Below are 25,741 nucleotides of genomic sequence, written 5' to 3'. Positions count from 1 at the left end.
CTACCGGGTGTTATCGCGATTTCCACCCGGCTGCGAACATTTCATGCCGCGATCTTTTCCCGGGCCGCCAGGATCTGGACGCAGGCATTGGCCGCTTCCTTGCCCTTGACGGTGAAGTGCTCGAAGAAGAAGCGGTGATGCTCGGCGCTGTCATGATAGTTGTGCGGCGTGAGCACCGCCGAAAGCACCGGCACGCCGGTCGACAGCTGCACGTTCATCATGCCGTCGATGACGGCGCCGGCGACGAACTCATGCCGGTAGATGCCGCCATTGACGACGAACGCCACGCCCAGGGTCGCCGCATAGCGGCCGGTCTGGGCCAGGGTCTTGGCGTGCAGCGGGATCTCGTAGGCGCCGGGCACGTCGAAGACATCGACGGCAAAGCGTCCGTCGCCAAGCGCGGAAAGCTCCGCCTCGAAGGCCGCGACGCACTGGTCGACGATATCGGCATGCCAGCGCGCGCGAATGACGGCGATGCGAACAGTTTCATAGTCTTTGTGGGAATGCTGATTCATGGGTCCATCCTTCCGTTTCGAACCAGAATCAGGACGCACGATACAAAATCCGGCCCGCCGGGGCGGTCCGTCTTTCGTTCGTTCTCTTTCATCCGGACTATACCGTCGGCTCCGGAATCAGACCGGATCTGCTGACCTTTCCACTGGAGCGCCACGCGTCCTCTTGGACGCGTAAAGGACGCTCTAGCACCTAGGAATCCACGCATTGGCGCGTGGACTGGAAAGCGCTCGCGGGCTCGGGTCGAAACCCCTACCGCCGGTGGGGACTTTCACCCCGCCCTGAGAACATTAACGGCTTTGTATGAAAGGGCAGGGCGCGGCTGTCAACCGCGCCAACGCGCTGGCCTATCAGGTGCTGCTCGAGTGGCGCGTGCGCCACGCCGCCGCCGAGGCGGCAACCAGCATGAGCAATGCCGCGATCATAGCGCAGGTGGCAAAACCGAAGGTGGCATAGAGCGGGCCAAAGCCGGTTGTGCCGACAAAGACCGCCAGATAGGTTACCGCGCTGTTCAGGCCCATGATCGTGCCGCGCCGCGAGGGATCGAGCGCGGAGAGGCGCATCACCAGGACATTCAACCCGAAATGGTTGGCAAGTCCCCACACCGCAACCATGGCTATGGTCAGCCCGAAACTGTCGCTCGTCGCGGCAATGGCGACGTAGACGATGGCGACAAGCAGATAGGCGAACGGCATGACGCGACGGGCGCCGAGGCGATCGATCACGCCATCGAGGAGAGCAGCCGTGCCGAAGCCGATGCCGTAGGCGAGCGCGGCCCAACCGTTGGCGCTCACCGGCTTGCCCAACCCGCTGTGCAGGTGGTCGCCGAGATAGCCGTAGACGCCGTAGAAGGCGGTCATGAAGGCCGCGCAGGCGACGAGAAGCGGCACGATGCCGGGAATGCCGAGCGCGGCCAGCGGCGCCGGCGCCTGACCGCTCTTCCTGATGTCGCTCAGCGACGTCATGGTGAGGCCGGCCAGCGCAAGCATCGCGAGGAGCGCGACGGCTGCGAAGACGGCGCGCCAATGCACGAGATCGGCAAGCACGGCCGACAGCGAAACGCCGGCCACCATGCTGAGCGTCCATCCGGTGAGCACGACGCCGATCGTCCCGCTTTCACGGCCGGGCGGCGCGATCGCCGCCGAACTGGCGTAGATTGCCGGCATGGCGACGCCGGCGGCGATGCCGGCTAGCAGCTGTGCCGCGACCAGCATGATCACCGTCGGCGCCGCCGCGCTCGCGACAAGTGCCAGCGCCAGCAGCAGCAACGCTCCCTGCAGCATCCGGCGTGCGCCGAGCCGGTCGATATAGCGCGCCAGGAACAGGGCGCTTGCCGAGGTGCCCAGGCCAAACGCGGCCGCAGCAGCCATCACGGCCGGTACGCTGGTTGCGAACGACACGGCCACGGCCGGCGCAATCGGACCCAGCACCAGCGAGTTCGAGCCGATCACCGCGATGCACCCGGTCAAAAGATAGGCCAGCGCCGGGATCGGCGGCCGGGCCTCGGCTGCGAAAGTCGTGGCTTGATCACTGTTCGACATATCAACATAATGGCCGTATTGAATTCTGTAGCAATCGGGATTGTCGATATGGATGAAGAAACAGATGGCATTCGGCGGAACAGGCCAGCACCCCGTGATGTCGACGCGATCGACCGAAAGATATTAGGTGTTCTCGTCGAGGACGCCACGGTCAGCTACGCCGAACTGGGTGACCGTGTCGGCCTTTCGCCGCCCGCCGCCCATGAGCGGGTCAAGCGCCTGCGGCGCAGCGGCGCCATCCGCGGCACGGCTGTCATCATCGACCCCAATGCGGTGCGAAAGCCGCTGCTCGCCTTCGTGCATATCGACACCAAGGGTTGGGGCAAGACGCCGGAACTGATGGCGATCTCGCAATATCCGGAAGTCGAGGAGATCCACACCGTCGCCGGCGACACCTGCGTGCTGCTCAAGGTGCGTACCGAGGATCCGAGGGCGCTCGAAGGATTGCTGTCGCGTCTTTACGAAACGCCCGGCGTCACCTCGACGCGCAGCTATGTGGTGCTGTCGACCTATCTCGAGCGGCCGGTGCAGCCCGGCGTCACCACGCAATGGCCAACGCCCCAACATCTGAGCCGTCCGCTATATTAGGTGGCTCGTTGACGCCCAGGCGCAAGCCTGTCGCGACCAGGTCGCGAGCGTGGTAAAGACAAGGGCTGAAGCAGGTCGGCTCCCAGCGATTGCGCCTCAGAGGGACAATCGCATGCCGGTCTCGCGAGGTTTCAAACCGACGGCGGGGGATGGCAATGTTGGAAACGGACAAGGCCTTTACCGGTTCAATACCGGAAAACTACGACCGCTATATGGTGCCGTTGATTTTCGAACCGTTCGCCGCCGATCTCGCACGGCGGGCAGCGGCCCTGTCGCCCGGCGCGGTTCTGGAAATCGCCGCGGGCACCGGGGTGGTCACGCGCGCATTGGCGCCAAAACTGTCCCCCGACGCAAGCTATGTCGTGAGCGACCTCAACCAGCCCATGCTCGACTACGCCGCTTCGCGACAGGCTCCCGACAGTCGCATCACATGGCGCCAGGCGGATGCCATGGCGCTGCCGTTCGAGGATGCGGCCTTCGATGTCGTCTGTTGCCAGTTCGGCGCGATGTTCTTTCCCAACCGTTCAACCGCCTACCGCGAAGCGAGGCGGGTGCTGAAGCCCGGCGGACACTTCCTGTTCAACGTCTGGGATCGCATCGAGGAGAACGTATTTGCCGATGATGTGACGAATGCCCTCGCAAGGTTTTTTCCGGACGATCCGCCGCGCTTTCTGGCGCGCACGCCCCATGGCTATCACGATACGGCCCTGATCCGCGGCGATCTGGAAGACGCGGGTTTCACCCATGTGGTGATCGAGACGAGAGCCGAACAGAGCCGCGCATCCTCGCCGCGCCTGCCGGCCGTCGCCTATTGCCAGGGGACGGTCCTTCGCAGCGAGATCGAGGCCAGGGACGCCGGAAAACTCGAAGCCGCTACCGACTATGCCGCAGCCGCGATCGCGGAAAGGCATGGCAGCGGCGAGGTCGCCGCCAAAATCCAGGCTCACGTGGTCGTGGCCCTGGCTTAGTCTGCCATCGAGCGTGTCCTAGCTTCCCAGCCGGATCGTCTCGAAATAGGCATCGGTGCCGACCTGGCCGCCCTTCAATGCGATTTCGAGCCCGTCGATCTCGCCGCCGCCATGGGCGAGACAGAGCGGCGAGCCGGGCGATTGCGGCAACGGCATGCGCACGGTCAGCGCATCGATGGACAATTGTCCCAGCGCGTGGCTCGACGTATCGCCGCCGGCGATCACCGCGCGCTTGAGTTTCTCTGTCGCCACCAGCCGGCGCAGGATGGTTCCCAGCGCCCGTCCCAGCCTGTTGCGTGCGCCTTCGATATGATCGATCTCGGCGCTGCGATCGGCTTGGGGACCAAGTGCTGTGTAGAGGATCACGCTGCGCCCCGCCGCCAGGCTCGACAATCCGCTGGCGACGGCACGCTCGATCGCCTCGCCGGCGCCCTCCGAGACAAGCTGCATGGCGTCCATCTGAATGCCGTCGAATCCACGCGCAAGCGCGAAGCGGATCTGCTTCTCCGTGGTCGGCGACACACTGCCCGAGACCACGGCGAGCCGGTCGACCGGACCGGGCGGTGTGAAGGACGCGTGCCCCGTGGCAATGCCTTTGTCGGCCCATTCGGCAAGCAGAGCATATTCGACGCCCGAGGATCCGACGACGAAACCATGGCCTTGTTCGCACATGCGCCAGACCTGTTCGCCGACGCGCTTCTGCGTTTGGCGGCTCTCGACGTCGAACAGGACGATTGCCCTGTTTTGCACGGCCTGGTCGACCCGTTGGGGAAGATCGTCGGCCTGCAATGCCGCCAGGTCGACAAGGCCGGAAGCGAGACCGGTCTGGTGAGACAGATGGAGGAGCAGATCCGCCTCGTTCATCGGCGTCACCGGATGCCGGCTCATGACGGGGTGCCGGTCGATGCGGAAATAGTCGCCACGGAATGCAGCGAAAAGGTTCCCGAACGCTGTATAGCGCTTGAGTTGCGGCGCCCCGACAACCACCGGCACGGCCTTCTGGCCGAAGACACCCCTGCCGATTTCTATGGCGCGGCCGATGCTGCCGATCGTCGGGCTGGAATCGAAGGTCGAGCAGATCTTGTAGTGGCAAACCGCCGCCTCGAGCCCTCTCAGCCACTCGAAGGCCGGCGCCAGGTTCTCGTCCATCCATTGCGGCCTTTCGCTGCGGCTCGTGCCCGCCAGTCCCATGGCGCGGCAATGCGAAAATCGCGCCAGCAAGGGCTGGTCGGGCCGTCGCATGAACAGCACCGTCGGCACGCCGCCGAGTTCGAGTGCCTCCATGACGTCGGTCGAGCCGGTGAGGTCGTCGCCATAATAGCTGAGCAGCAGCTTCTGCATGGCCTCGCTCACGCGGCCTTGCCGTCGCCGAACTTCTCGATCGAGCGCGCCAGTTCGACATGGCTTCGTGCATAGTCCGCCAAGGAAATGCCGTCGACGGCGGCTTGCCAGGCCTGCTGGACGGCGCGCACGCCGGCACCCGGGCCGTCCGGATGGCTGACGATGCCGCCGCCGCAGAGATAGAGTAGGTCGACCGTGCGCCCGGTGCGCTCGTAGGTCTCGGGCGCCTGTCCGCCCCACTGGCCGGAGCCGGCGACCGGCAGGGCGCAATCTTCAGGCGAGAACAGCGGCGTCGTCACCGCCTCGAAGGAGGCGATGAAAGATGCGTCCGGCTCCCAGTATTTCGAGGCGATGCCGTTGATCTGGAACTGGTCGACGCCGAGCAGCCGCCAGAACTGCTGCCAGACCTTGAAGTCCATGCCGAGGCCGGGATGGCGGGTCAGGATGTCCCAGCCGTTGCGGTGGGCATGCAGCACCAGGCCGGAGCGCTTTCTTAGGTAAGCCATGCCGCCGAAGCCGATGGAGTTGATGTTGATGACCGCGCAATTGCCGCCGGCCTTGAGCACCATATCGTGGTTGCGCATCACCTCGTCCGGGTCGGCATGCGAGATGCCGAAGGCGTACATCACCTTCTTGCCGGTCTTCTGCTCGTGATCGAGGATCAGCGGCATGATCGCCTTCACCCGCTCCGCCAGCGGCGAATAGGCCGGGCTCATCAGCTTCTCGTCGTCCTTGATGAAATCGACGCCGGCGGCGATCAGTTCGCCGACCATGGCGGCCGTCTCGTGCGGTCGCAGGCCCAGCGCCGGCTTGACGATGGTGCCGATGATCGGACGGCCCTCGACACCGGTCAGCCTGCGGCTGCCGACGACGCCGAATTGCGGCCCCGGATGGGCGCCCTTGAATTCTTGCGGCAGCTTCATGTCGACGACGCGGATGCCCGACAGACCCTTGATCGAGTACGTGCCGCCGATGGCGATGGTCATCAGCGCCGAAAGATCGGTGCCGATGGCATCGAACGGAAAGGCGATGTCGACATCGGCGCGTCTGAAAGGTCCGGTGCCGGCCTCGGGAATGGATGGCTGCTCCGCATCGGGCAGGTGCCGGATCGCCGTCACCCGTGCCGCCACGCGCGCCTTCAGCTCTTCGGTTTCGCCGGGCAGCGCAACGAAGGTGCCGGTCGATTGGTCGCTGGCGATCTTGGCCGCCAGGGCTTCTATGCTGCCTGAGGTTTCGATGCGATAGGTGAGGGTGATCATGATGGATGGACCGGGTCGATAGGGTTCGAAAAAAGTTTCGTTGCGAATGAAATCTGGTATAATGAGTACATAAGTATTGCAAGCAAATACCCCGGCTGCCGCGACGGGCGTCGGTTAAGGGCAGGCATTCCGATAGTCCTGCCCGGAATGCTACACAGGAATCGGGGCAAGGGAGTGATTCGCGGCGATGAACCGTTCGGAACCGATCGTCCGGCGCAAGCTTTCCGACGAAGTCTTTGCAAGGCTGAAGCGGCTGATCACCAGCGGCGAATTGCAGCCGGGTGATGACATGCCGTCGGAGCGCGAATTGATGGAGCGCTTCGAGGTCGGCCGGCCTGCGATCCGCGAGGCCATGCAGGCGTTGAGCAATATGGGCCTTGTCGCCATCTCGCATGGCGAGCGGGCCAAGGTGCTGCAGCTGACCGCCAAGTCGATCATCAGACAGGTCGACGGTGCGGCCAAGATCATCCTGTCTTCGTCGAAGGACACGCTCGAGCATCTGAAGAGCGCGCGCATCTTCTTCGAGCGCGGCATGGTCAAGGAGGCCGCCGAAAGGGCCACCGCCGAGGATGTGCGGCAGCTCAAGGAAACCGTTGCCGAGCAGCGCGGCGCACGCGGCAATTCGGAAGCCTTCATTTCCGCCGACATGAAATTTCACAGCCGGATCGCGGCGATTTCGGGCAACCCGATCTATGTCGCCGTCAGCGAGGCGATGCTCGGCTGGCTGAAGGAATACCACACCGAGATGCTGATCTGGACCGGCAAGGAAAAGTACACGCTGACCGAGCACGAGGAGATCATCGACCGCATCGAGCACAAGGATGCCGACGGCGCCGAGAAGGCGATGATCAAGCATCTCGAGCGCTCGCGCGCGCTCTATGTGATGAATTCCGAGAAGTAGGCTTGCCTAACCAATCCTGGCAATCGCGTAGGGCGACATGATGAGACGGCCCCCGCGAAGCGCGGCAGCATCGACCCGGACATCGCCCGCCGTCAGATTGGCCAGCCATGCGATGGTCTCGCCCGAGGTGGAGCGCCCGGCCAGCGCCAGCACCCGCGTCTCGTCGCTTGTTTTCGCGGCAACGTGCGCGAGCCCAGCCAATCCGCAAAGCGCGGAGATAGCCTGGAAGATCGGCCGCGGCGATCCCTCGGCGGCAGGTTCCCCGGATGCCGCCAGCACGCCGAACGGCCCGGTGAAGCCGGACAGCGTCAGCATCTCCAGTCCGGCCGGCGCGACGCGCGCGCCATAGCCGATCGTCCATGCGGCGGCGAACTGGGCGGCATGACGCGGGTCGCGATTGGCCATGGCGATGCGCTGGCCATCAAAATTGTCCTTCGTCGCGCCGCCATAGGGGTTCTGCCGCATGGCGATGGTCGACGGTCCGATCCGGTAGGGCCTGTCTCCGAAGATCGCCCGCGCCGACCGGGTGATGAACGGCAATGCCTCCAACGACTGCATGACGCTGAGATCGTCGGCCGCATGCACGATCGGGCAGGTGCAGTGGGTGACGAAATCGAGCAGCCCGGCCGGAACGCGCTTGCGGTTGAGCTCGGTGAAATAGCTGAACATGCCGCCGCCGAGACGAATATCGGGAAAGGCGCGGCGCGCGGCGGCGTAGACATCCTCGAGCGGCGGGCATTCCGGCCAGGCACTGCCCGGCGGCGTCGACTGCCGGTCGACCGAAGGCGATACCGCGACGGCGTCGAGCCGCAGGCCCGCCTGGCGCACCATGTCGGCGACCGCGGCGAGTTCGGCATCGAGATCGCCGGTGCAGGCGACAACGCATTCGAGCGTCGTTGCAGCGGGGCAAGCGGCGGCAAGCCGGGCATGGGCGCGCAAGGCGTCCAGCCCGTGGCCGCGCGTCGGGTCGAAGTGGAGCAAAAGCTGCTGCGGGCCGAGCTGCGACAGCATCGGCAGGTCCGCCAGCGTTGCCTCCACATCCTCGGGATAAATGACCACGCCGATATCGGGCAGTCTTGGTCCGGCTTCGCCAAGCTCGATGCGGACCGGTTCATGGCCCGAAGCCGTGGCCGAAGGCCTGGCGTCGCCCGCAATGCGCAGGGTAATGGTCTGGCGCAAGGGTTCGCCGGCCGGCAGCACATAGGGCCAGGGCAGCGCCAGCGGCCGCACATAGGTCTTGTAGGAGGCATCGGACCAGTTGCGCTGGTCCTCCATCTCGAAAATGTCGCCTTCCATCCGGCACTCGGCGGTGAGGCCGGGCCGCACCGCATGCGTGATGGCGCGCAAATCCTTGAAAGGCTGCCAGGGGTCGATCAGCTCCGGCAGTGTCGTATCCACCACGCTGCCGTCGGTATGCTCGACGGTCACCGGGCTGCCGGCAAGCTCCGCGATCGGATGCAGGATGCAGAAGCCGCAGCGGTTGGTCTCGAAATCGCTTTCGGGCAGCGCGCTGACGTCGAACACCAGCCGGCCGTCAGCCGATCCCTTGATGGTGGCGCGGAAGGCGAGCCGGCTTTCGCCCGGCCCGGTGCAGCTTGCCGTGTAGCTGACGCAGAAAGCATCGGCGCCCTGGTCGACGGTCAAGTCCGCCAGAACGGGTTCGTAGGTGCCCCAGTCGCGGTCCCGCACGATATAGGCGATGGCACGCAGCACCTCGGTGCCGCCATGGCGGATGGTGCGCAAATTGCCGTTGACGAAATCGGCGCTGAGCGGGCCGGCGCGGAGCCGGACCGGTCTGGCTTCCGCCGCGCGTGTGCCGCAGAGGAGGAAGCCATCCACGCTCATTTCAGCAGCTCGTCTAACCGCAACGGTTCGCGGCTCGCGGCGCCGGCATAGGCAGCCTCGACCAGCGCGAACGTCTTGAGATTGTCGGCGCCCGAGGTCGCCGGCTCCTTGCCGCCGACAAGGCAGTCGACCCAGTGCCGCTGGATCGCCAGCACGCTTTCCTGGATGTTGTGCCATGGCCGCGATGCCCAGGCGAGCAGCGGCGGCGAAATGTCCTTGACCGTCGTGCCGCTCTTGCCGGTGACGGTGAGCTGGTAGCCTTGAGCCAGCCGGATCGTGCCGTCGCTGCCATCGATCTCGATCAGCGTTTCGGGAAACGGCTCGACGGCGAGCCTTGTCGCATAGCTGCAGTCGACCACCGATGTGGCGCCGCTCTCGTGGTCCATCAGCATCGTGGCGACATCCTCGCCGGCAATGGCGGGATTGATGCGCGCGGTGCGGGCAGTGAGGCTCGATACGTCGCCCAACAGGAAGCGGGCGATGTCGAGGATGTGGATGCCGAGATCCTCGATGATGAAGCGTTTTCCGGTCGCCAGGTAAGGCTGGCCGGAAAACACGTCAAAGGCGGAGCGGAAGGAGATGCGTCCGAAGAAGGGCGTGCCGATCTCGCCGCTGTCGAGCACGGCGCGCACCGCCTGGATCGGCGATTGCCAGCGAAAATTCTCGTGCACCATCAGCGGCACGTCGGCCTTGGCGCAGGCCGCGACCATCGCCTTGGCGTCGGCGAGCGTCGGCGCGAATGGTTTCTGGCAGATCACAGGAACGCGGTTGGCGGCCGCCATCTCGACCAGCGGCCGGTGGCTGCCGACGGTCGTGGCGATGTCGACGAAGTCGAGCGTCTCGCCAGCAAACATCGCCGCCGCATCGGTGTAGCGCCTGGAAATGCCGAACTGGTCGCCGACGATCCGGAGCCGTTCGGGATCGCGATCGCAGATGGCGACAATCGAGGCGCCCTCGATGTCGCGCCAGGCATGCATCTGGTTGACGGCGAAGAAGCCGCAGCCGATCAGCGCTCCACGCAATTCCGTCATGATCAGCCCGCCTTTGCCATCTGCATCAGCGTGACGCGCTGCTGAAGCCGGCGCTGCGCTTGGTCGACGACCACGGCGACGATGATGACGAGGCCCTTGATCACCATCTGCCAGAAGGAACTCACACCCATCATCACCAGCCCGTCCGACAGGATACCGATGACGAAGGCACCGACGATGGTGCCGCCGATGGTACCCCGCCCGCCCGACATCGAGGTGCCGCCAAGCACCGCCGCGGCGATGGCATTCAACTCGAAGCTTTCGCCGGTCGCCGGATGCGAGGCCATCAGCTCCGACGAGATGATCAGGCCGACGATCGCCGCGCAGAAGCCGGAGAACATGTAGACGAACATCTTGACCATGTTGACGCGCACGCCCGAGATCCGTGCCGCGCGCTCGTTGCCGCCGACGGCGAAGATGTGGCGGCCGAGCGGGGTGTATCTGGCGAGATAGGCGGCACCCAGCGCCACCACGATCAGGATCCAGATCGACACCGGCAGGCCGACGAGCCGGCCGGCGCCGAGGAAGCCGAAGCCCGTGGTGCCGAGTTCCGGCTTGCCGACCAGATTGGGGAAGGTGCGCCCGTCCGACGACAGCAGCGCCAGGCCGCGCGCCACATAGAGCACGCCCAGCGTGGCGATGAAGGGCGCGACGTTCAATCTGGTGATCAGCAATCCGTTGACGGCGCCGATCAGGATGCCGACCGCCAGCGTGATCAAGGCGATCTCGAGAACGTTGAAATAGATGGTGTAGCCGATCTGCAGGTCGATGCCGTTGAGCACGAGATAGCCGGCCACCATGCCGCACAGGCCGACGATCGAGCCGACCGAAAGATCGATGCCGCCGGTGATGATGACGAAGGTCATGCCCATGGCGAGGAAGGCGTTGAGCGCAACGTGCTTGGCCATCAGGATCAAATTGGCCGCCGACAGGAAGTTCGGCGCCGCGATGGAAAAGAACACCAGCACGGCAATCAGCGCGATGAAGGTCCTGAGCTTCATCAGCGTCAGCAGTGCGGAACCGCTGGTGGCCGACGACTGCGCCGCCCTGGCCGGAATGTCAGTCATCAGCGTTGCTCTCCATGTGTGGGGGCAAGATGTGCGGGGGCAAGATCTGCGGGGGCAGGATGTGCGGGGACAGGTCCGTGGCCGAGCGCCGATGCGGCGACGATCGCGGCCTCGGTCGCCTCGGCGCGCTCGAACATGCCGGTCAGTTTGCCATTGCTCATCACCGCGATCCGGTCGGACAGCGCCATCACCTCGTCGAGGTCGGATGTGGCGAAGAGGATGCCGAGCCTATCGCGCGACAGTTTGCGCATGGTGCGAAAGACGTCGGCCTTGGCGCCGACATCGATGCCGCGGCTGGGCTCATCCATCAGAAGCACCTTGGGTCCGGTGAGCAGCGCCTTGCCGATCACCACCTTCTGCTGGTTGCCGCCGGACAGCGACGAAACCTCCTGCGCCGGATCCGCGACCTTGATTGCCAGTTCCCGCACCATCTGCAGCACGGCCTGGCGTTCGGCGGCGCCGCGGATGTGGAACAGGCTGACGAAGCGCGACAGGCTTGCCAGCGTCAGATTGCTGGCGACGGAGAGGATCGACACCAGGCCCTCGCGCTGCCGGTCCTCCGGGATCAGCGCCAGACCCCGCCGGATGCGGCGCGTCGTATCGCGTTCCCGGACCTGTTTGCCGTCGATGAAGATATTGCCGCTGGCATGGCCGTGGCGGCCCATGATGCAGTCGAACAACTCACTGCGCCCGGCGCCCATCAGCCCGTAGATGCCGAGGATCTCGCCGGCGCGCAGCGACAGCGAGACGTGGTCGACCGCCAGTCCGCCGGTGGCGCGCGGCAGGCAGATGTCCTCGGCGCGGAAGATTTCCTCGCCCGGCGCATGGTCGTCGGCCTTGGCGAAATCCTTGGCGTCCGAGCCGATCATCTGCCGCACGATCCACTGTGTGTCGACGTTTTTCATCTCCTCCTGGCCGGTGATGCGGCCGTCGCGCAGCACGGTGATGTAATCGCCGATGCGGATCAACTCCTCCAGCCGGTGCGAGATATAGACGATCGCCACGCCGCGCGACTTGAGGTCGGCGATCACCTTGAACAGGATCTCGACTTCGGCGGCGCTCAGCGCCGAGGTCGGCTCGTCCATGATCAGGATGCGCGCGTCGAGCGAAACTGCCTTGGCGATCTCGACAAGCTGCTGCTGGCCGATGCGCAGATCCTCGACCAGCATATCCGGCCGTATCCCGGCCTCGAGCCGCTCGAGGAATATGCCCGCGCGCCTTTCCTGCTCCTTGCGGTCGATCTTGCGAAACCGGTTGGTGATCTCTCGGGTGGCGAAAATGTTCTCGGCGACGGTCATGTTGCCGAACAGGTTCAGTTCCTGGAACACCATGCCGATGCCGCGGTTCACCGCGTCACCGGAGGACGAGAACGAGGCCTCTTTTCCGTCGAGGAGGATACGCCCGACCGTCGGCTGCTCGACGCCGGCGATGATCTTCATCAACGTCGATTTGCCGGCGCCGTTTTCGCCGACCAGAACATTGACCGCACCCTTGCGCACCTCGAAATTGGCCTGCTTGACCGCGACGGTTCCGGCATAGACCTTCGAGACGTCTTCCAGCTTCAGGATGATTTCGTGACCGGCCGCCGTGCTCATGGCTTGGGCCCGATCTCGACCTCCGCCGGAGTCACCAACGGCAGGTCCTGGCTGCTTTCGATCGTATAGGCGCCGAGCACCTTGGCGATACGGCCTTCCAGCGCCTCGCGCGGCAGCTTGGAAAGCACGGTCTTGTCGGCATGGGCGTTGAACGCCTTGCCGAACTGGGCGAAGTCGATCTGGTTGGTGAAATCGTTGAACTGTACGAAATCGAGGCTGTCGCGCAACGCCGTTCCGCGCATTGCCGGCCCGATCTGGACGCGTGCATCCGCCTTGCCGTCGCCGTCGACGTCGATATCCATCGTGCCCGCGCGGGACTGCGTGTTGGCCGCGACGATCTTGCCTTCGACGCGGACCGCGAAGGTCCATGGCGAATTCGCCTGCTTCTTGGGGTTGCCGTATTTGGCGCCGGCCGCCGCCTGATCCGTCTTCGCCAGCGCATGGACTTCGGCGAACGGCCCGGCCTTCTGACTGAGATAAGGGATGACCTTCGAAGCCCAGATGTCTTCGACCATCTTGTCCGGGTTGAAGGCCGACGCGTTGGCGTCGCCTCGCGCCGACGGCGTCGGCAGGATCTTGCAGGCGCCGAGGCCAATGCTGGCGGTCAGGGCAAGGATCGGCCAGATCGCCTTGACTGGCCAGGTCGGCTTGTTCAGCATCGCGGTCAAGCATCCCAGTGAAATGAAGGCGAGGGACGAACCTTAGGCTCGCCCCTCGCTGTTTGCGTTGCGCCGGCTCAGTTCTTCAGAGCGAATGTCTCAAGCTTGGCGGCATTGTCGCCATTGACGAGAACGCAGTCCATCAGCTGCTTTTCCTTCTCGGGCGACTTCTTGTTCTTGATGAGGTCGTTGGCCTGCTCGACCGCCATCTGCGCCTGGGCGTAGGCCGGCTGCAGCACCGTGGCCTTGATGCCGCCGGAGGTGATGGAGTCGCGCACGTCGTTCGAGCCGTCGAAGCCGACGACGATGACATCCTGGCGGTTCGCCGCGGCCAGCGCCGCATAGGCACCCATCGCCATCGTGTCATTGCCGGAGATGACGCCCTTGATGTCCGGATTGGCCTGCAGGATCGATTCCATCTTGGAATAGGCTTCCGTCTGGCTCCAGTTGGCCGACTGCTGCGCAACCATCTTCAGGTCCGGATAATCGTCGATCACATCATGATAGCCCTTGGAGCGGATGCCGGCATTGGTGTCGGATTCCTTGCCGACCAGCTCGACGAAATTGCCCTTCTCGCCCATCAGCTTGACGAATTCCTGCGCGCCGAGCTGGGCACCCTGGTAGTTGTTGGAGACGATCTGCGCCACGGCGACGCCGGTGGCGTTGATCTCGCGGTCGATCAGGAAGGAAGGAATGCCCGCGTCCTTCGCCTTCTGCACGGCGGCGACGGTGGCGTCGGCGCCGGCATTGTCGAGGATGATCGCCTTGGCGCCACGGCCGATCGCGGTGTCGATCAGCTCGGACTGCTTGTTGGCGTCGTCATCATGGACCAGCACCAATGTGTCATAACCAAGCTCCTTGGCCTTTGCCTCGGCGCCGACGGCCTCCGCCTTGAAGAACGGATTGTCATGCGAGGGAGTGATGATGGCGATCAGGTCGGCCGCGAAGGCCGGTGCCGCGGTGCCAAGTGCCAATACGCCGGCGAAAGCCGCAAGCGTCATTCTGCGTGTAAGTTTCATGAAGTCCTCCCGTTGAAAAACCGTGCCTCGATCGAGGCCATCGTCTGCATTTGAATTCGTCTTGGCGATGCAGGCCGCCGCCCGGGTTCAAAGCCGTTTGCCGGCTGTCATCCGAACTCCTCTCGCTCCCCGCCGTCCTCCACTCGCACCGGCTTCGAATTTTCAGCGAAGCATGATCGATCCGAGCCCACGAACAGCTAAAGCCAACTGGTATGATGAGTCAACCACTAATTCAGGTGATCTGTATCTAAGCGGTCGCCCCTTTTTCCTTCTCCCCTTGTGGGAGAAGGTGGATCGCCGCGCTAGCGGCGAGACGGTTGAGGGGTGTTCCAGCGAAGTGAGACGTAGCGTTCCTTGGAGCACCCTCATCCGACCTCGCTTAGCGAGGCCACCTTCTCCCGCAAGGGGAGAAGGGAAAACAGCGCCCTCTCAGGTGATGCGCTGGATGCTGGCGGCGATCTCCTGCGGTTCGAAGACCCGCTTCCAGTCGTCGCGCATCAGCACCGGCTTGCCGAACTCGATCGCCTTGTTGCAGGCATCGGAGAACACGCCCTTGGTCTCGCCGAAGATGACGGCACCGAGCACATTCATGTGGCCGAGCAGGAAATCGAGCGCCGCCTGCCGGTCGACGCCGCGCGCCACGACCTCGTCGAGGGCTTCCTTCATGACGACGAGCAGCGAGGCGCATACCGTCTCTGAAAGGCCCGGCTCCAGCAGCGCCATCTGTTCGACCGTCACGCGGTGCGAGCGCATCACCGGTGCCCAGATGATCTGGGCGATCTTTTCGCCCTTGGCGTAGTCGGCCTCCGGCCCTTGCATCAGGGCGCTGACGAAATGCTGCTTGGCCTTGACGCCGCCGAAAAAGTCCTTCTTTGCGGCCATGTCGGTCTCGTCGTTGAAGATCGGCGGATGGCAGGGATGGGTGACGAAATAGGTAAGATCGGCACGATCAGGCAGGTGCCCGGCGAAGGGGGCCGCGGCATCGAGTACGATCACCATCGTGCCTGGAGCAAGCTTGCTTTCGATGCCGGTGGCGACCTTGCCGATATGCGTGTCCGGCACCGCCAGGATCACGACCTCGGCACCATCGAGCGCCTCGTCGACGCCGATCGTGTCGATGCCCAGCCCTGTCTTCAGGCGCTCCTTGCCGGCCTCGCTGATCTCGACATGGCGGATCGTGTAGTCCGAACCGCGAAAATTTGTCGCCAGGCGGTAGCCCATTTTCCCGCCCGCACCGAATAGCGCAATCGTCGTCATCTGGCCCTTGCTCCTTGATCAAACAGGCGACCGTCGCGCGATCGTCATCTTACATACTGGTATGATCACTCTACCACAATTTGGCAAGAGAAAATCATTGGTCTGTGTTGGTCACTTCGGCAGGGGTGTGGCGGCGCCTGGTTGTGTGTTCGCTGCCGCGCCATCGGTGACATCAACGGAAGTGCGCCGTGCCAGGGCCTGTCGGCCAGCCAGCGCCAGCACGAAGATGACGACGATGCCCTGGACGATGTCCTGGGCGCCGGGAGGCAACCCGATGATCTGCATGGTGGTAACGATCAGGATCAGCAGGATGCTGGCGAACAGGGTGCCGAGCGCGGTCGCCGAACCGCCGAAGATCAGCGTGCCGCCGAGCACGACAGCGGCGATCGACTGCAGCAGATAGGGTTGGCCCATTTCAAGGAAAGCGCCACCGATATAGGCGCCGAGCAGCAGTCCATCGAGCGAGGCCAGCACCGACGAGATGATGAAGGCCGCCGCGATCACCCGGCCGTTCTTGATGGCGGCGAGCCGGGCGGCGGTCCGGTTCTGGCCGACCGCCGACATGACCTGCCCGAACACCGTGTAGCGCAGCACGAAGGAGGTGGCCATCACCCCAAGGATGGCAATGATGGCCATGATCGGAATGCCCGAAATGCGGCCCGTCGCCAGGCTCTTCAGCGCTGGGCTGACGGCAAAGCCGGGGATTGCCTTGTTCGACAAGAGCGTCGCAGTCGCCAGCACATAACCGGTCGCCAGCGTGGCGATGATGGCCGGAATGCCGAGGCCGACGACGAGCAGCGAATTGAGCAGCCCGACCGCGAGGCCGAGCAGGACGGCGGCGACCACGCCAATGGCAAGGTTGGCATCCTGCCCCTTGATGGTGAGCAGCGCGACGAAGGCGCTGAGCGTGATCACCGAAGCGACGGAAAGGTCGATGTTGCCGCGTCCGGTGGTGACGACGAACATCTGGCCGATGCCGACGACCGCCAGGAACGATGCCGACAGTATGATGCCCGACAGGCTGGAGAGGCTGAACCGGTTGGTGACCACCGAGAGCACCAGCCAGAGCAGCAACACCCCGATCGCCGCCCAGATCCAGCGATTCCTCTGCGCCCAGAAGGTAAAGGCGGACAGCGCGTTCATTGTTCGCTCCTGCGATCCGCGGTCAGGCCACGCAGCGTCAACAGCGCGATGAGGATCAGCCCTTGCGTCGCGGCGTTGTAGTCGCTGCTCACATTGAGCGTGCCGAGCAGCGCGCCGATCAGCGACAGCGTCACCGCGCCGGCGATGGCACCGACCGGGGAGACGATGCCGCCGAGCAGCGAGCAGCCGCCCATCACCACGGCGGCGACGCTGAGCAGCGTGAAGGAATTGCCGGAATTGATGTCGCTCGCCGTGTTGATCGCCGTCAGCGACAGCCCTGCGGCGGCCGCGAACAACCCGGCGATGAGATAGCGCACCAGCGCGTAGCGCGTCGGCGACCAGCCAGAGCGGATCATCGCCGTGGGATTGTTGCCGAAGCCGCGCAGCACCACGCCGAGCGGCAGCCGGTCGATCACCAAGACCACCAGGGCGACCGCGGCGATGAGGATGATGGACGTTGGCAAGAAGTCGAGAGACCAGCCGAACAGAGCGGTCAGCCATTCAGGGCTGGCGCCGCCAGGCGTCGGCTGCAGCGCATAGCCCAGCCCCACCCAGATGAAGGACGCGCCGAGCGTGACGACGATGGCCGGGATCTTGCGCGCCTGGATCAGTCCGCCGAGACCGGCATAGGCGGCGACCGCCGCCAAAAGCGCCAGCGCACCGAGCCACGGCTGATCGTAGAGCAGCGTGGCGCTGAGTACGCTGACCAGGCCGGCGAAAGCGCCGACGCCGAGATCGATTTCGCTGCCGCCGACGATGAACATCTGCGCTGCCGTCACCAGCACCAGAGACAGCGCCGGCATCAGCAGCAGGTCGAGCCCGAAGATCGAGGCGACCGCCGGGTTGGCCGAGATCATCACCGCCAGCACGGCGGCGAGACCGATGAAGGGGGCTGCGTTCACCAGCCTGCGGGCAAGCCCGGCCGCGCCGGCACTGCTCTGCGCGGCGTCGGTGCACTTGTCGGCTTGCTGGACGAAGGATGCCCCGACGATCGCCGCCTCAGTGATCGCCGCGCCGGTCAGTTCCTTGACGATCCGCCCGCCGGCAAAGACCAGCACGCGGTCGCAGGCCAACAGCTCGGCGTCCTCGGTCGTGTGCCAGACGAGGGTCCGTCCACTGCGCGCGATGTCGTTGCAGAGCCGGTAGAAATCCTGCTTGGTGGCGATGTCTACGCCGCGCGTAGGATCGTCGAGCAGGATGATCGGCGTGTCGGCGACGAGAGCGCGGGCCACCAGCGCCTTCTGCTGGTTGCCGCCGCTCAGCTCCAGTATGTTGGACCCGAAGCGGCTTCCGTCGAGCCGCAGCCGGCCGGCGGCGTCGGCCGCGGTTTCGCGGTTGAGCCGATCCGAGACCAGGCCCAGCGCCGGGCGCCGCGCGAGGCTGCCGATGGAAATATTGCCCAGCACGCTCCAGAGGGGAAATACGCCTTCCTTCTGGCGGTCGCCGGCAATGAAGCCGGCTTCGCCTGTCCTGGTGACGGCGCCATCCTTTCCGGGCCTGAAGATGGCATGCAGCAGCTCCTTCTGGCCGCTGCCCTCGAGCCCCGCCAGTCCGACGATTTCACCGCGCGCGATCTCGATGTCGCGGCCGAGCTCGGATGTCAGGTCTCCGGACAGGCACACCAGCGCGCCCCCGCTGCGGACGGCGGCAGCGCCGTGCTGGTGGACCGGATTGGCATCGCCGCCCATGAGCTGCACCAGGCGGTCGATCGAGGTATCCGCCACATCGCCGCGCCAGGCGGTGCGCCCGTTGCGCAGCACCACCACCTGTGTGGCGATGTCGATGATTTCCTTCAGCTTGTGGCTGATGAAGATGAAGGCCAGCCCCGCCTTGGCCCGCTCGCGGATGAAAGCCCGCAACTGCTTGGAGCGATCGAGATCGAGCGAGGAGGTCGGTTCATCGAGAACGATGAGCCTGACGCCGGGAGTGGCGGCGGCGCGGGCGATCTCGACCATCTGCCGCTCGGCGATGGAGAGCTGGCCGATTTCGGCATCCACATCGATGCCGTTGCCGGGAAACACCGCATCCAGCGCCGAGCGCGCGCGGGCCCTGTAAAGCGTCCGCCAGCCTGGCCGGCTCGCCGCGTCCGCGGGTGTTTCCAGGAAGAAGTTCTCGGCCACGGAGAGGTTGGCGCACAGCGACAGTTCCTGGTGCACCATGCGGATGCCGCGCCGCTGCGCTTCCGCCGTGTCGTAGCCGGCGAAGCTCAGCGTCTGGCCGGCGAACGAGATCGAGCCCAGCGTCGGCCACATCGTGCCGCAGAGAATGCGCATCAGCGTCGACTTGCCGGCGCCGTTGCCGCCGACGAGGCCGATGATCTCGCCGGCCGAAATGGCGAGGTCGATCTCGGCATTCGCCAGCGTCGGCCCGAAACTCTTGGTGATCTGTGAAAGCGAGACGATTTCCTGCCGGATCGAGGCGGCGGGCGCCATGGCGGCACCCTTCTGATCGGCAACGGCAAGATGGGACATTCGTCCTCCGTTTCTTCACGGCCATGGACCGGGCGACCTTCGGCGCCCGATCCATTGTGCTGGTCGCGTTACTTGCTCAAGAGGTTCTGCTTGACCCAGTCGAGCGAATAGCTGGGGCTGATGATCTGGCCGCCCGGCAGCTTGGCATACTCCTTGAGATTGCTGGCGTCGACTGTCGCCACCGGCATGATCATCATCTTGGGTGCCTTGGCGCCCTTGAGCAGCGACAGTCCGAGCCAGAAGGCGGCGCCGCCGATGCCGGGCGTCGTGTTCATCGAGACCGTCTGGTAGCCGTTCTTGGCATTCTCGTCGGCCCACCATTTGACGAAATCGGTGCCGCCGCCGCCTTCGATGATCGGCATCTTGCCGGCATAGTCGCCACCATATTGGACGAAGGCCTGGGCGATGCCGACATCGTCGCTGCCGCCTTGGCCGAGCACCGCATCAACATGCGGCAGCGAGGGCAGGACATTGGCGATGGCTGCCTGCGCGACCGAGGCGGTCGCCTGGCCATAGACTGTGGCGACAACCTTGATATCGGGATATTTCGCCAGCACCGACTGCTGGGCGTTGAACATGTCGTTGTCGGGGGCCGAGCCCTTGACGCCGCGCACCTGGATGACGTTGCCCTTGCCGCCGAGCATCTTGAAGACGGCCTCGGCCTGGGTTGCCTTGTAGCCCTTGAAGTCGAAGTTGAGCTGGTAGTTGCAAGGCGCCGAAGCGACGGAATCGAAGGACACGACGATGATGCCGGCCTTGCAGGCTTTCTCGATGATGCCGTTGACCGCGGTTTCCGAGGCTGCATCGACCGCAAGCACGTCGACCTTCTTCAGGATCAGTTCGGCGATCTGGCTGTTCTGCTGCGCCACCGAGCCGTCGCCATTCATGACGATGTAGTCGGAAATCTGTCCAGCGGCCTTTGCTTCCTTGGCCGAGGCCTCGAAAGCCTCCACCATCTGGTGCCGCCAGGTGTTGCCGTAATAGGCGTTGGTCAGTGCGATCACCGGTGCGTCCGGAGACGCCATTGCCGGCAGTGCGAACACGCTCCCCAGCGCGGCGCTGGCAAGCGCCGCTACGATTGCAAACTTCATGATACTTCCTCCCAAAAACACCGGCCAGCATGGTCGGCTTGCATGCCATTCCGTAACGGCGTCCCACCCTCGGAAAGACACCATACCATCTACATGTTATACCAGCATACCAAATAGGCAAGCCGGTAGCGGGACTCATTTGTTTGCGCTGACGAGAGCGAGAGTGGCCTGTCGGGTTTCTTGCCTTTGGCCAATTGGGACGGCTCGCTCCGGCAACTCTTTTGGCCGGTCGCTTGGCATACTGGCGCCGGTCACGAGTGGACGTTAGGTCATCATATATGTAATGTCAAATGATTGCGAGGCCTTGCCTGCCGGTGCGACTCGGGATCGATATGCCGGGGAATGATCGCGGAGGGATTCATGGAACCGGTCCAGAAGAAAAAGTTGTATGTGGAGGTGCTTGACCGGCTGATGGCGGCGATCTCGACATCCGAATTTCCGCCAGGCTCTCAATTGCCGTCGGAAAAGGAATTGATGACGATGATCGGCGTAGGGCGCCCGTCGATCCGCGAAGCCATGCTGACGCTGCAGCAGATGGGCCTCATCAAGATTTCCCACGGCGAACGTGCCCGCGTCATCAATCCGACGCCCGAGGTGATCGTCGATCAGGTTTCCGCGGCGATGGTCATGATGCTGGCGACCAACTCCCGTGGCCTCGAAGAACTCAAGGAAGTCAGGCTCTTGCTGGAAACCGGCCTGGTGCGGATAGCCACGCGGCGCGCCACGGCCAAGAGCCTGGAACGACTTGCCGAGACCCTGCGCCACCTGCGTGACGCGAAGGGCGACCAGGCGCGATTTGTCGCCGCCGACATGGAATTCCACGCCGTGATTGCCGAGATGAGCGGCAATTCCATGATCGCCGCCGTGGCGAAGGGAATGCTCGAATGGCTATCCCGGTTCAAGCGCGACCTGGTGGCGGTCAAAGGTGCCGAACGCCTGACCGTCGAGGAGCACGAACGCATCTACAAGGCGGTCGCCAGCGGGGATCCGGAAGGCGCGAGCGTCGCCATGGCCGAGCATATCGGCCGCGCCAATGAGCTGTATTCGAAACTGACCGGCGGCGAGACTGGCTGACTCTCCGGATTGGGCAAAAATTTTTGAGCGCCAAACTCATGTGATGACATGATATCTTTTTGATGCTAACGATCACCTCCATGGATGTCCGTCCAGCGCGGGCGCGGCATGGACCGGTCGTATCTCCACAGCCTGCAAGATGGCTGCGGCAGGTGCCGCACATCCGGAGATCAGGCCGCGCCGCAAGGGTTCGGCTGAATCGGCGCGCCACGGGCGCACCGTCAAGGCAATTGGGAGAGAAGCGAATGACGATATCCGTGGCGTTGCTTGGAGCTGGAGGCAAGATGGGCTTCCGTGTCGCGCGCAAGCTGATCGAAGCGGGCTACGATGTCCGTGCCGTGGAAGTCGGCGAGGCCGGCCGCAAGCGGCTGTCGGAGGCCGGCATCAGCGCCGTCTCGATGGAAGAGGGCGTTCCCGGCGCCAAGGTCGTGGTCATGGCCCTGCCGGACAATATCATCGGCCAGGTCGCACGGCAGATATCGCCGATGCTCGCCAGCGGCGCGATGCTTCTCATTCTCGACGCCGCCGCACCTTACGCCGGCGACTTGCCGAAGGATCGGCCCGATCTGACCTATTTTGTCGGCCATCCCTGCCATCCGCCCCTGTTCAACGAGGAGACGGAATGGGCCGCCCGCCGCGACTATCACGGCGGCATTGCCAGGCAGTCGATCGTCTGCGCCCTGATGCAGGGCCCAGAGGAGGACTATGCGCTTGGTGAAGAGGTGTGCAAGGCGATGTGGTCGCCGATCATCGACAGCCACCGCGTCACCGTCGAGCAACTGGCAATCCTCGAGCCAGGCCTTTCCGAAATGATCGCCATGCCCTTCGTCGACACCATGGTCGAGGCCGTCGAGGAATGCGAACGCAAATACGGCATTCCCAGAAAGGCCGCGCTCGACTTTCTGATTGGCCACCTCAATGTCGAGATCGCCATGTGGTTCGGCTTCTCTCCAAAGGTGCCGTCCGATGCGGCGCTGCGCCTGATGCGTTTCGCCAAGGGTGTCGTGGTCCGCGACGACTGGCGCGAGGCCTTGTCCCCGGCCAAGGTGAAGGAAGCCTCCGAGCTGATCGTCTACGGCAAGGGAGCCTGAGCGCTGCCTCCGACGCCACGGATAATCTCGGTATCGACCGCGCTCTTCGATGGCTATCCCATGGAATTGGCCATCGAGGAGATCGCGGCTGCTGGTGCCAGCCATATCGAACCGGCCTTCATTCGCGGCTATGTCGATTTCGATGAAGGCATGTTTACCCACACCAAGGGCTCGAAGCTTCGCCAGACGGCTGGCAGTGCCGGGCTGGGCATCAATGCCGTCTCGGCTCATCTCGACCTGTCGGGACCTGATGCGGTGGACGCGCTGTTGCGGCGTGTCGCCTTTGTCTCCGGTCTCGGCGCATCGTTCCTGATCACCAATGCCGGCCCAATGACGAACCGGGCGAGTATCCGCCGGACGATCGATGCCGTTCTGCCGGGGCTGGAACAGGCCGACATCGTCCTGGCACTCGAGAACCCCGGGCATGGCAAGGGCGATTTGCTTGGCAACGCCCGATCGGGGGCGAGCTTCATCCGCGAAATCGGATCGCGGCATGTCCGCCTGAACCATGACGCCGGCAACGTCTTCACCTACAGCGATGAGGCCACGCAGCCTGCGGAAGACATCGCGACGGCTCTCCAAGCCGTTGGCCATGCCCATTTGAAGGACATTGTCAGTGCCGGTTCGGGGTGGGCATTCTGTGCCGTCGGCGACGGCTCGATCGATTACGAGCCGTACTGGGCGATGCTTCCCCCGACGCTGCCGGTCAGCATCGAACTGCCCTTGCGCCTGGAGCGCCCGCAGCGCCGCGATCCCCAGCGACGAAATGAACCTGTCGACATGGCAATCATTCGTCGCGCCCTGCAGCGCTCGCTGCATTTCGTGAACGCGCTGGAGATCGCGGGCAACAGCGCTTCCTGAACCGGGAAGTTTGGATTCCGCGCTTGCGCTATCCCCGTTCGGGGAACATCGCCTTCAGGCCGTCGCGCGATGCCTTGGCGACACCGCGTTCGGTGATCAGCCCGGTCACCAGTCGTGCCGGCGTCACGTCGAAGGCCGGGTTGGCCGCCGGCGTCGCCTCGGGCGAGATGCGCACCTGCGCGATCTCGCCGGCGGCGTTCTTGCCCCATACCAGGGAGACTTCGTCGGCCGAGCGCTGCTCGATCGGGATCTCGGCCAGCCCGTCATGCACCGTCCAGTCGATGGTCGGCGAGGGCAGGGCGACATAGAACGGCACGTCATTGTCGGCGGCGGCCAGCGCCTTGAGATATGTGCCGATCTTGTTGCAGACATCGCCGTCGGCGGTGGTGCGGTCGGTGCCGACGATGACCATGTCGATTGCGCCGCGCTGCATCAGATGGCCGCCCGCATTGTCGACGATCAGCGTGTGCGGCACGCCATGGCCGGCCATCTCCCACGCGGTGAGCTGGGCGCCCTGGTTACGCGGCCGCGTCTCGTCGACATAGACATGGACCGGAATGGCGGCCTCGACAGCCAGGTAGATCGGCGCGGTGGCGGTGCCATAGTCGACGGTGGCCAGCCAGCCGGCATTGCAGTGGGTGAGGATGTTGACCGGCTCGCCAGGCTGTTTGCGCGCGGCGATCGCTTTGATGATGGCAAGTCCGTTCTCGCCGATGGCGCGGTTCAGCCCAACATCCTCGTCGGCGATTTCACCGGCGCGCCGATAGGCGGCTTCGGCACGTTGTTCTGTTGGCAGCGGTTTGAGGAAGCGCCGCATCTCATCGAGCGCCCAGCGCAGGTTGATCGCCGTCGGGCGCGTCTCGTGCAAGGTCTCCCATACCGCATCGAGCGCCTGGTCGGACGCATCGTCAGCCATCTGCATGGCGACGCCATAGGCAGCGGTGACACCGATCAGCGGCGCGCCGCGCACCCACATGTCGCGGATGGCGGTGGCGATGCCGGCGACGGTGTCGACTGTCTCGATGCGGAAATCATGCGGCAGCCAGCGCTGGTCGATGATTTCGACCGAACGCCCGTCGTCGCTCAGCCAGATGGTCCGATAGTGGCGATCGCCGACGTTCAAATTCCGTTCTCCTGTTCGATCAGCACGGCCAGCTTGTTGACCTCGTCGATGCTGTGGATCTGCCGCCGGCTGACGGCGATGTGGCGGCCAAATTTCAGTGCCTTCGCCTCACAACTGGCGCGCAAATCTTCATCGGCAATGGTCTCGAAATCGGCATTGTGGGCGAGGCCGAGGATGCGCCGGTGCACCTCGATGCCGGCAAAACCGAGCAGATCGGTCCAGATCTGGTGCAGCACATGGTCGAGCGCCTGCTCGGCGGCGAGTATGTCGCCCTGGTCCTCGAACAGACTTTTTTGATAGAGCATGCCGGTGCGCTCGGTGCGCCACAGATGCGAGAATTCGGCGCGGAACACGGCCCAGGTCTCCGTCGTGACCTCAAGCAGATAGGCGCGCATGGCATCGCGCTTGCCGTTCTGCTCCTGTCCGCGCTGCGAAAAGAACGACATCCAGAAATTGGCGAGCAGCATGCCGACGTCGAACGCCATCGGACCATAGAAGGCGAACTCCGGATCGATCATCCGTGTTTCTTGGTCGGTGACCATGATCGAGCCGGAATGCAGGTCGCCATGCAGCAGCGTTTCGGCATTGGCGGCGAAGATGTGCTTCAGCCGCTGCGCCTCGACCTTCAGGTCCCGGTCGGCGCGCAGTTCGGCGACGAGGGCGTCGAGCTGCGGCGAGGTATGCCGGTTCAGTTTGGCGTCGAAATAGGGATCGGAGAACACCAGGTTCTCGGTGATGTCGCAAAGCTCGACATTGTCGGCGAACAGCGCCAGGTCGGCCTTGCGGTCCTTGGTCACCATCGACAGGTCGGAGCCGCGAAACAGCGTGCGGGCCATGAACAGGCCGATGTCCCTGGCGATGTTCGGCAACTGCCGTCCGTCGATCAGGGCGCGGCGTAGGATGATGTGCGGCGGCGCCAGATACTCCATGATGATCAGCGCCTGGCCTTCATCGAAATAGTAGATCGCCGGAACGGAGCCAGGCGCGCGCGCCTCTTGCCTCGTCAGCGCGTGGTATTCGAAGAACGAACGTTTCAAGGGCAGCGGCCAGCTGTCGCCCACGAGGCGGACATAGGGCAGGGCCTGCTTGACGACGGCAGCGCCCAAGGCGCCCTCGACGATGAACACTAGGTTGAGATTGCCATCGCCAACCTCGCGCACCTTCCATGCGTTGGCGTCCTTGCCGATCCTCGCGCACAACGCCTCGTTCGTGCCGAGGCGCATCGCAAGCGTCTCCACGGACAGTGCTTCGAACGGCAATTTTCCGGTCATTCTTCTCCCTCCCGCCTGTGCGCTCCGATCAT

General features: G+C 64.4%; 22 protein-coding genes and 1 riboswitch. Of the genes, 6 read left to right on the top strand and 16 right to left on the bottom strand.

The genetic code is table 11. The annotated features are described in order from the left end of the window. Window positions 1-41: 41 nt before the first annotated feature. Together AC0NIH_RS27935 and AC0NIH_RS27930 are read right to left on the bottom strand one after the other, a co-directional pair. Window positions 42-515 carry a 6,7-dimethyl-8-ribityllumazine synthase gene (locus tag AC0NIH_RS27935; RefSeq protein ID WP_473464304.1) on the bottom strand — a complete coding sequence of 158 codons (474 nt, stop codon included), beginning with the start codon at window positions 513-515 and terminating at the stop codon, window positions 42-44. 76 nt (window positions 516-591) lie between these two features. Next, window positions 592-806: riboswitch (FMN riboswitch) on the bottom strand. 57 nt (window positions 807-863) lie between these two features. Then, on the bottom strand, window positions 864-2,054 hold the full coding sequence (locus AC0NIH_RS27930) for an MFS transporter (RefSeq protein ID WP_473464307.1): 1,191 nt from the start codon (window positions 2,052-2,054) through the stop codon (window positions 864-866). 48 nt (window positions 2,055-2,102) lie between these two features. Between AC0NIH_RS27930 and AC0NIH_RS27925 the strand changes: the two genes are divergently transcribed. Both AC0NIH_RS27925 and AC0NIH_RS27920 read left to right on the top strand, forming a co-directional pair. After that, entirely contained in the window at window positions 2,103-2,642 is a 540-nt protein-coding gene (locus AC0NIH_RS27925; protein WP_352709232.1) for an Lrp/AsnC family transcriptional regulator, read from the top strand. A gap of 155 nt (window positions 2,643-2,797) precedes the next feature. Further along, on the top strand, window positions 2,798-3,610 hold the full coding sequence (locus AC0NIH_RS27920) for a class I SAM-dependent methyltransferase (RefSeq protein WP_473464310.1): 813 nt from the start codon (window positions 2,798-2,800) through the stop codon (window positions 3,608-3,610). A gap of 18 nt (window positions 3,611-3,628) precedes the next feature. Here AC0NIH_RS27920 and AC0NIH_RS27915 read toward each other — a convergent pair whose 3' ends face one another. Both AC0NIH_RS27915 and oiaX read right to left on the bottom strand, forming a co-directional pair. Then, window positions 3,629-4,951 (bottom strand): four-carbon acid sugar kinase family protein, encoded by a 1,323-nt coding sequence (locus AC0NIH_RS27915; RefSeq protein WP_473464395.1) that lies wholly within the window; start codon window positions 4,949-4,951, stop codon window positions 3,629-3,631. A gap of 8 nt (window positions 4,952-4,959) precedes the next feature. Then, window positions 4,960-6,210, bottom strand: coding sequence for a 3-oxo-isoapionate-4-phosphate decarboxylase OiaX (oiaX, locus tag AC0NIH_RS27910; RefSeq protein ID WP_473464312.1), 1,251 nt, complete (start codon window positions 6,208-6,210; stop codon window positions 4,960-4,962). A 187-nt stretch (window positions 6,211-6,397) separates the two neighbouring features. Between oiaX and AC0NIH_RS27905 the strand changes: the two genes are divergently transcribed. Next, complete coding sequence (locus AC0NIH_RS27905; protein WP_023764824.1) at window positions 6,398-7,111, top strand: transcriptional regulator NanR; 714 nt, start codon at window positions 6,398-6,400, stop codon at window positions 7,109-7,111. 6 nt (window positions 7,112-7,117) lie between these two features. Here AC0NIH_RS27905 and apnL read toward each other — a convergent pair whose 3' ends face one another. The 10 genes from apnL to AC0NIH_RS27855 all read right to left on the bottom strand — a co-directional run bounded on the left by apnL (window position 7,118) and on the right by AC0NIH_RS27855 (window position 20,289). Further along, on the bottom strand, window positions 7,118-8,956 hold the full coding sequence (apnL, locus tag AC0NIH_RS27900) for a D-apionate lactonase (protein WP_473464315.1): 1,839 nt from the start codon (window positions 8,954-8,956) through the stop codon (window positions 7,118-7,120). Continuing rightward, complete coding sequence (locus AC0NIH_RS27895) at window positions 8,953-9,987, bottom strand: Gfo/Idh/MocA family protein (protein ID WP_473464318.1); 1,035 nt, start codon at window positions 9,985-9,987, stop codon at window positions 8,953-8,955. Before AC0NIH_RS27895 ends, apnL begins: the two co-directional genes overlap by 4 nt. A gap of 2 nt (window positions 9,988-9,989) precedes the next feature. Next, on the bottom strand, window positions 9,990-11,054 hold the full coding sequence (locus tag AC0NIH_RS27890; protein WP_473464320.1) for an ABC transporter permease: 1,065 nt from the start codon (window positions 11,052-11,054) through the stop codon (window positions 9,990-9,992). Beyond that, complete coding sequence (locus tag AC0NIH_RS27885; RefSeq protein WP_473464323.1) at window positions 11,054-12,649, bottom strand: sugar ABC transporter ATP-binding protein; 1,596 nt, start codon at window positions 12,647-12,649, stop codon at window positions 11,054-11,056. Before AC0NIH_RS27885 ends, AC0NIH_RS27890 begins: the two co-directional genes overlap by 1 nt. Continuing rightward, window positions 12,646-13,308 (bottom strand): DUF2291 family protein, encoded by a 663-nt coding sequence (locus tag AC0NIH_RS27880; protein ID WP_473464326.1) that lies wholly within the window; start codon window positions 13,306-13,308, stop codon window positions 12,646-12,648. Before AC0NIH_RS27880 ends, AC0NIH_RS27885 begins: the two co-directional genes overlap by 4 nt. Window positions 13,309-13,385: 77 nt before the next feature. Next, window positions 13,386-14,327: a substrate-binding domain-containing protein gene (locus AC0NIH_RS27875; protein WP_473464329.1), complete on the bottom strand. Its 942-nt coding sequence runs from the start codon at window positions 14,325-14,327 to the stop codon at window positions 13,386-13,388. A 429-nt stretch (window positions 14,328-14,756) separates the two neighbouring features. Continuing rightward, the gene (locus AC0NIH_RS27870; protein ID WP_473464332.1) at window positions 14,757-15,584 is read right to left on the bottom strand and encodes a phosphogluconate dehydrogenase C-terminal domain-containing protein; all 828 of its coding nucleotides are present in this window, start codon (window positions 15,582-15,584) and stop codon (window positions 14,757-14,759) included. Window positions 15,585-15,695: 111 nt separating this feature from the next. After that, a complete protein-coding gene (locus AC0NIH_RS27865) occupies window positions 15,696-16,727 on the bottom strand; it encodes an ABC transporter permease (RefSeq protein ID WP_473464334.1) in 1,032 nt (343 codons plus the stop codon). After that, on the bottom strand, window positions 16,724-19,198 hold the full coding sequence (locus tag AC0NIH_RS27860) for an ATP-binding cassette domain-containing protein (protein ID WP_473464337.1): 2,475 nt from the start codon (window positions 19,196-19,198) through the stop codon (window positions 16,724-16,726). Before AC0NIH_RS27860 ends, AC0NIH_RS27865 begins: the two co-directional genes overlap by 4 nt. Before the next feature lie 68 nt (window positions 19,199-19,266). Further along, window positions 19,267-20,289 carry an ABC transporter substrate-binding protein gene (locus AC0NIH_RS27855; protein ID WP_287271257.1) on the bottom strand — a complete coding sequence of 341 codons (1,023 nt, stop codon included), beginning with the start codon at window positions 20,287-20,289 and terminating at the stop codon, window positions 19,267-19,269. A 360-nt stretch (window positions 20,290-20,649) separates the two neighbouring features. Here AC0NIH_RS27855 and nanR point away from each other — a divergent pair, with 360 nt between their 5' ends. From nanR to AC0NIH_RS27840, 3 genes are all read left to right on the top strand, one after another. After that, window positions 20,650-21,363, top strand: a complete 714-nt coding sequence (gene nanR / locus AC0NIH_RS27850) for a transcriptional regulator NanR (protein WP_473464341.1) — start codon at window positions 20,650-20,652, stop codon at window positions 21,361-21,363. Between the two features lie 245 nt (window positions 21,364-21,608). Next, entirely contained in the window at window positions 21,609-22,454 is an 846-nt protein-coding gene (locus AC0NIH_RS27845) for a phosphogluconate dehydrogenase C-terminal domain-containing protein (RefSeq protein ID WP_023776993.1), read from the top strand. Between the two features lie 60 nt (window positions 22,455-22,514). Further along, a complete protein-coding gene (locus tag AC0NIH_RS27840) occupies window positions 22,515-23,315 on the top strand; it encodes a sugar phosphate isomerase/epimerase family protein (RefSeq protein ID WP_473464343.1) in 801 nt (266 codons plus the stop codon). A 28-nt stretch (window positions 23,316-23,343) separates the two neighbouring features. Here AC0NIH_RS27840 and mtnA read toward each other — a convergent pair whose 3' ends face one another. Both mtnA and mtnK read right to left on the bottom strand, forming a co-directional pair. Continuing rightward, window positions 23,344-24,438 (bottom strand): S-methyl-5-thioribose-1-phosphate isomerase, encoded by a 1,095-nt coding sequence (mtnA, locus tag AC0NIH_RS27835; RefSeq protein WP_023764626.1) that lies wholly within the window; start codon window positions 24,436-24,438, stop codon window positions 23,344-23,346. Continuing rightward, entirely contained in the window at window positions 24,435-25,709 is a 1,275-nt protein-coding gene (mtnK, locus tag AC0NIH_RS27830; protein WP_023764625.1) for an S-methyl-5-thioribose kinase, read from the bottom strand. The genes mtnA and mtnK overlap by 4 nt, the downstream gene beginning before the upstream one ends. Between the last annotated feature and the right edge of the window lie 32 nt (window positions 25,710-25,741).

This window comes from Mesorhizobium sp. WSM1386 (assembly GCF_055901595.1).
Note: the sequence above shows the minus strand (reverse complement) of the source record. Positions and strands in the feature narration are given on the sequence as shown.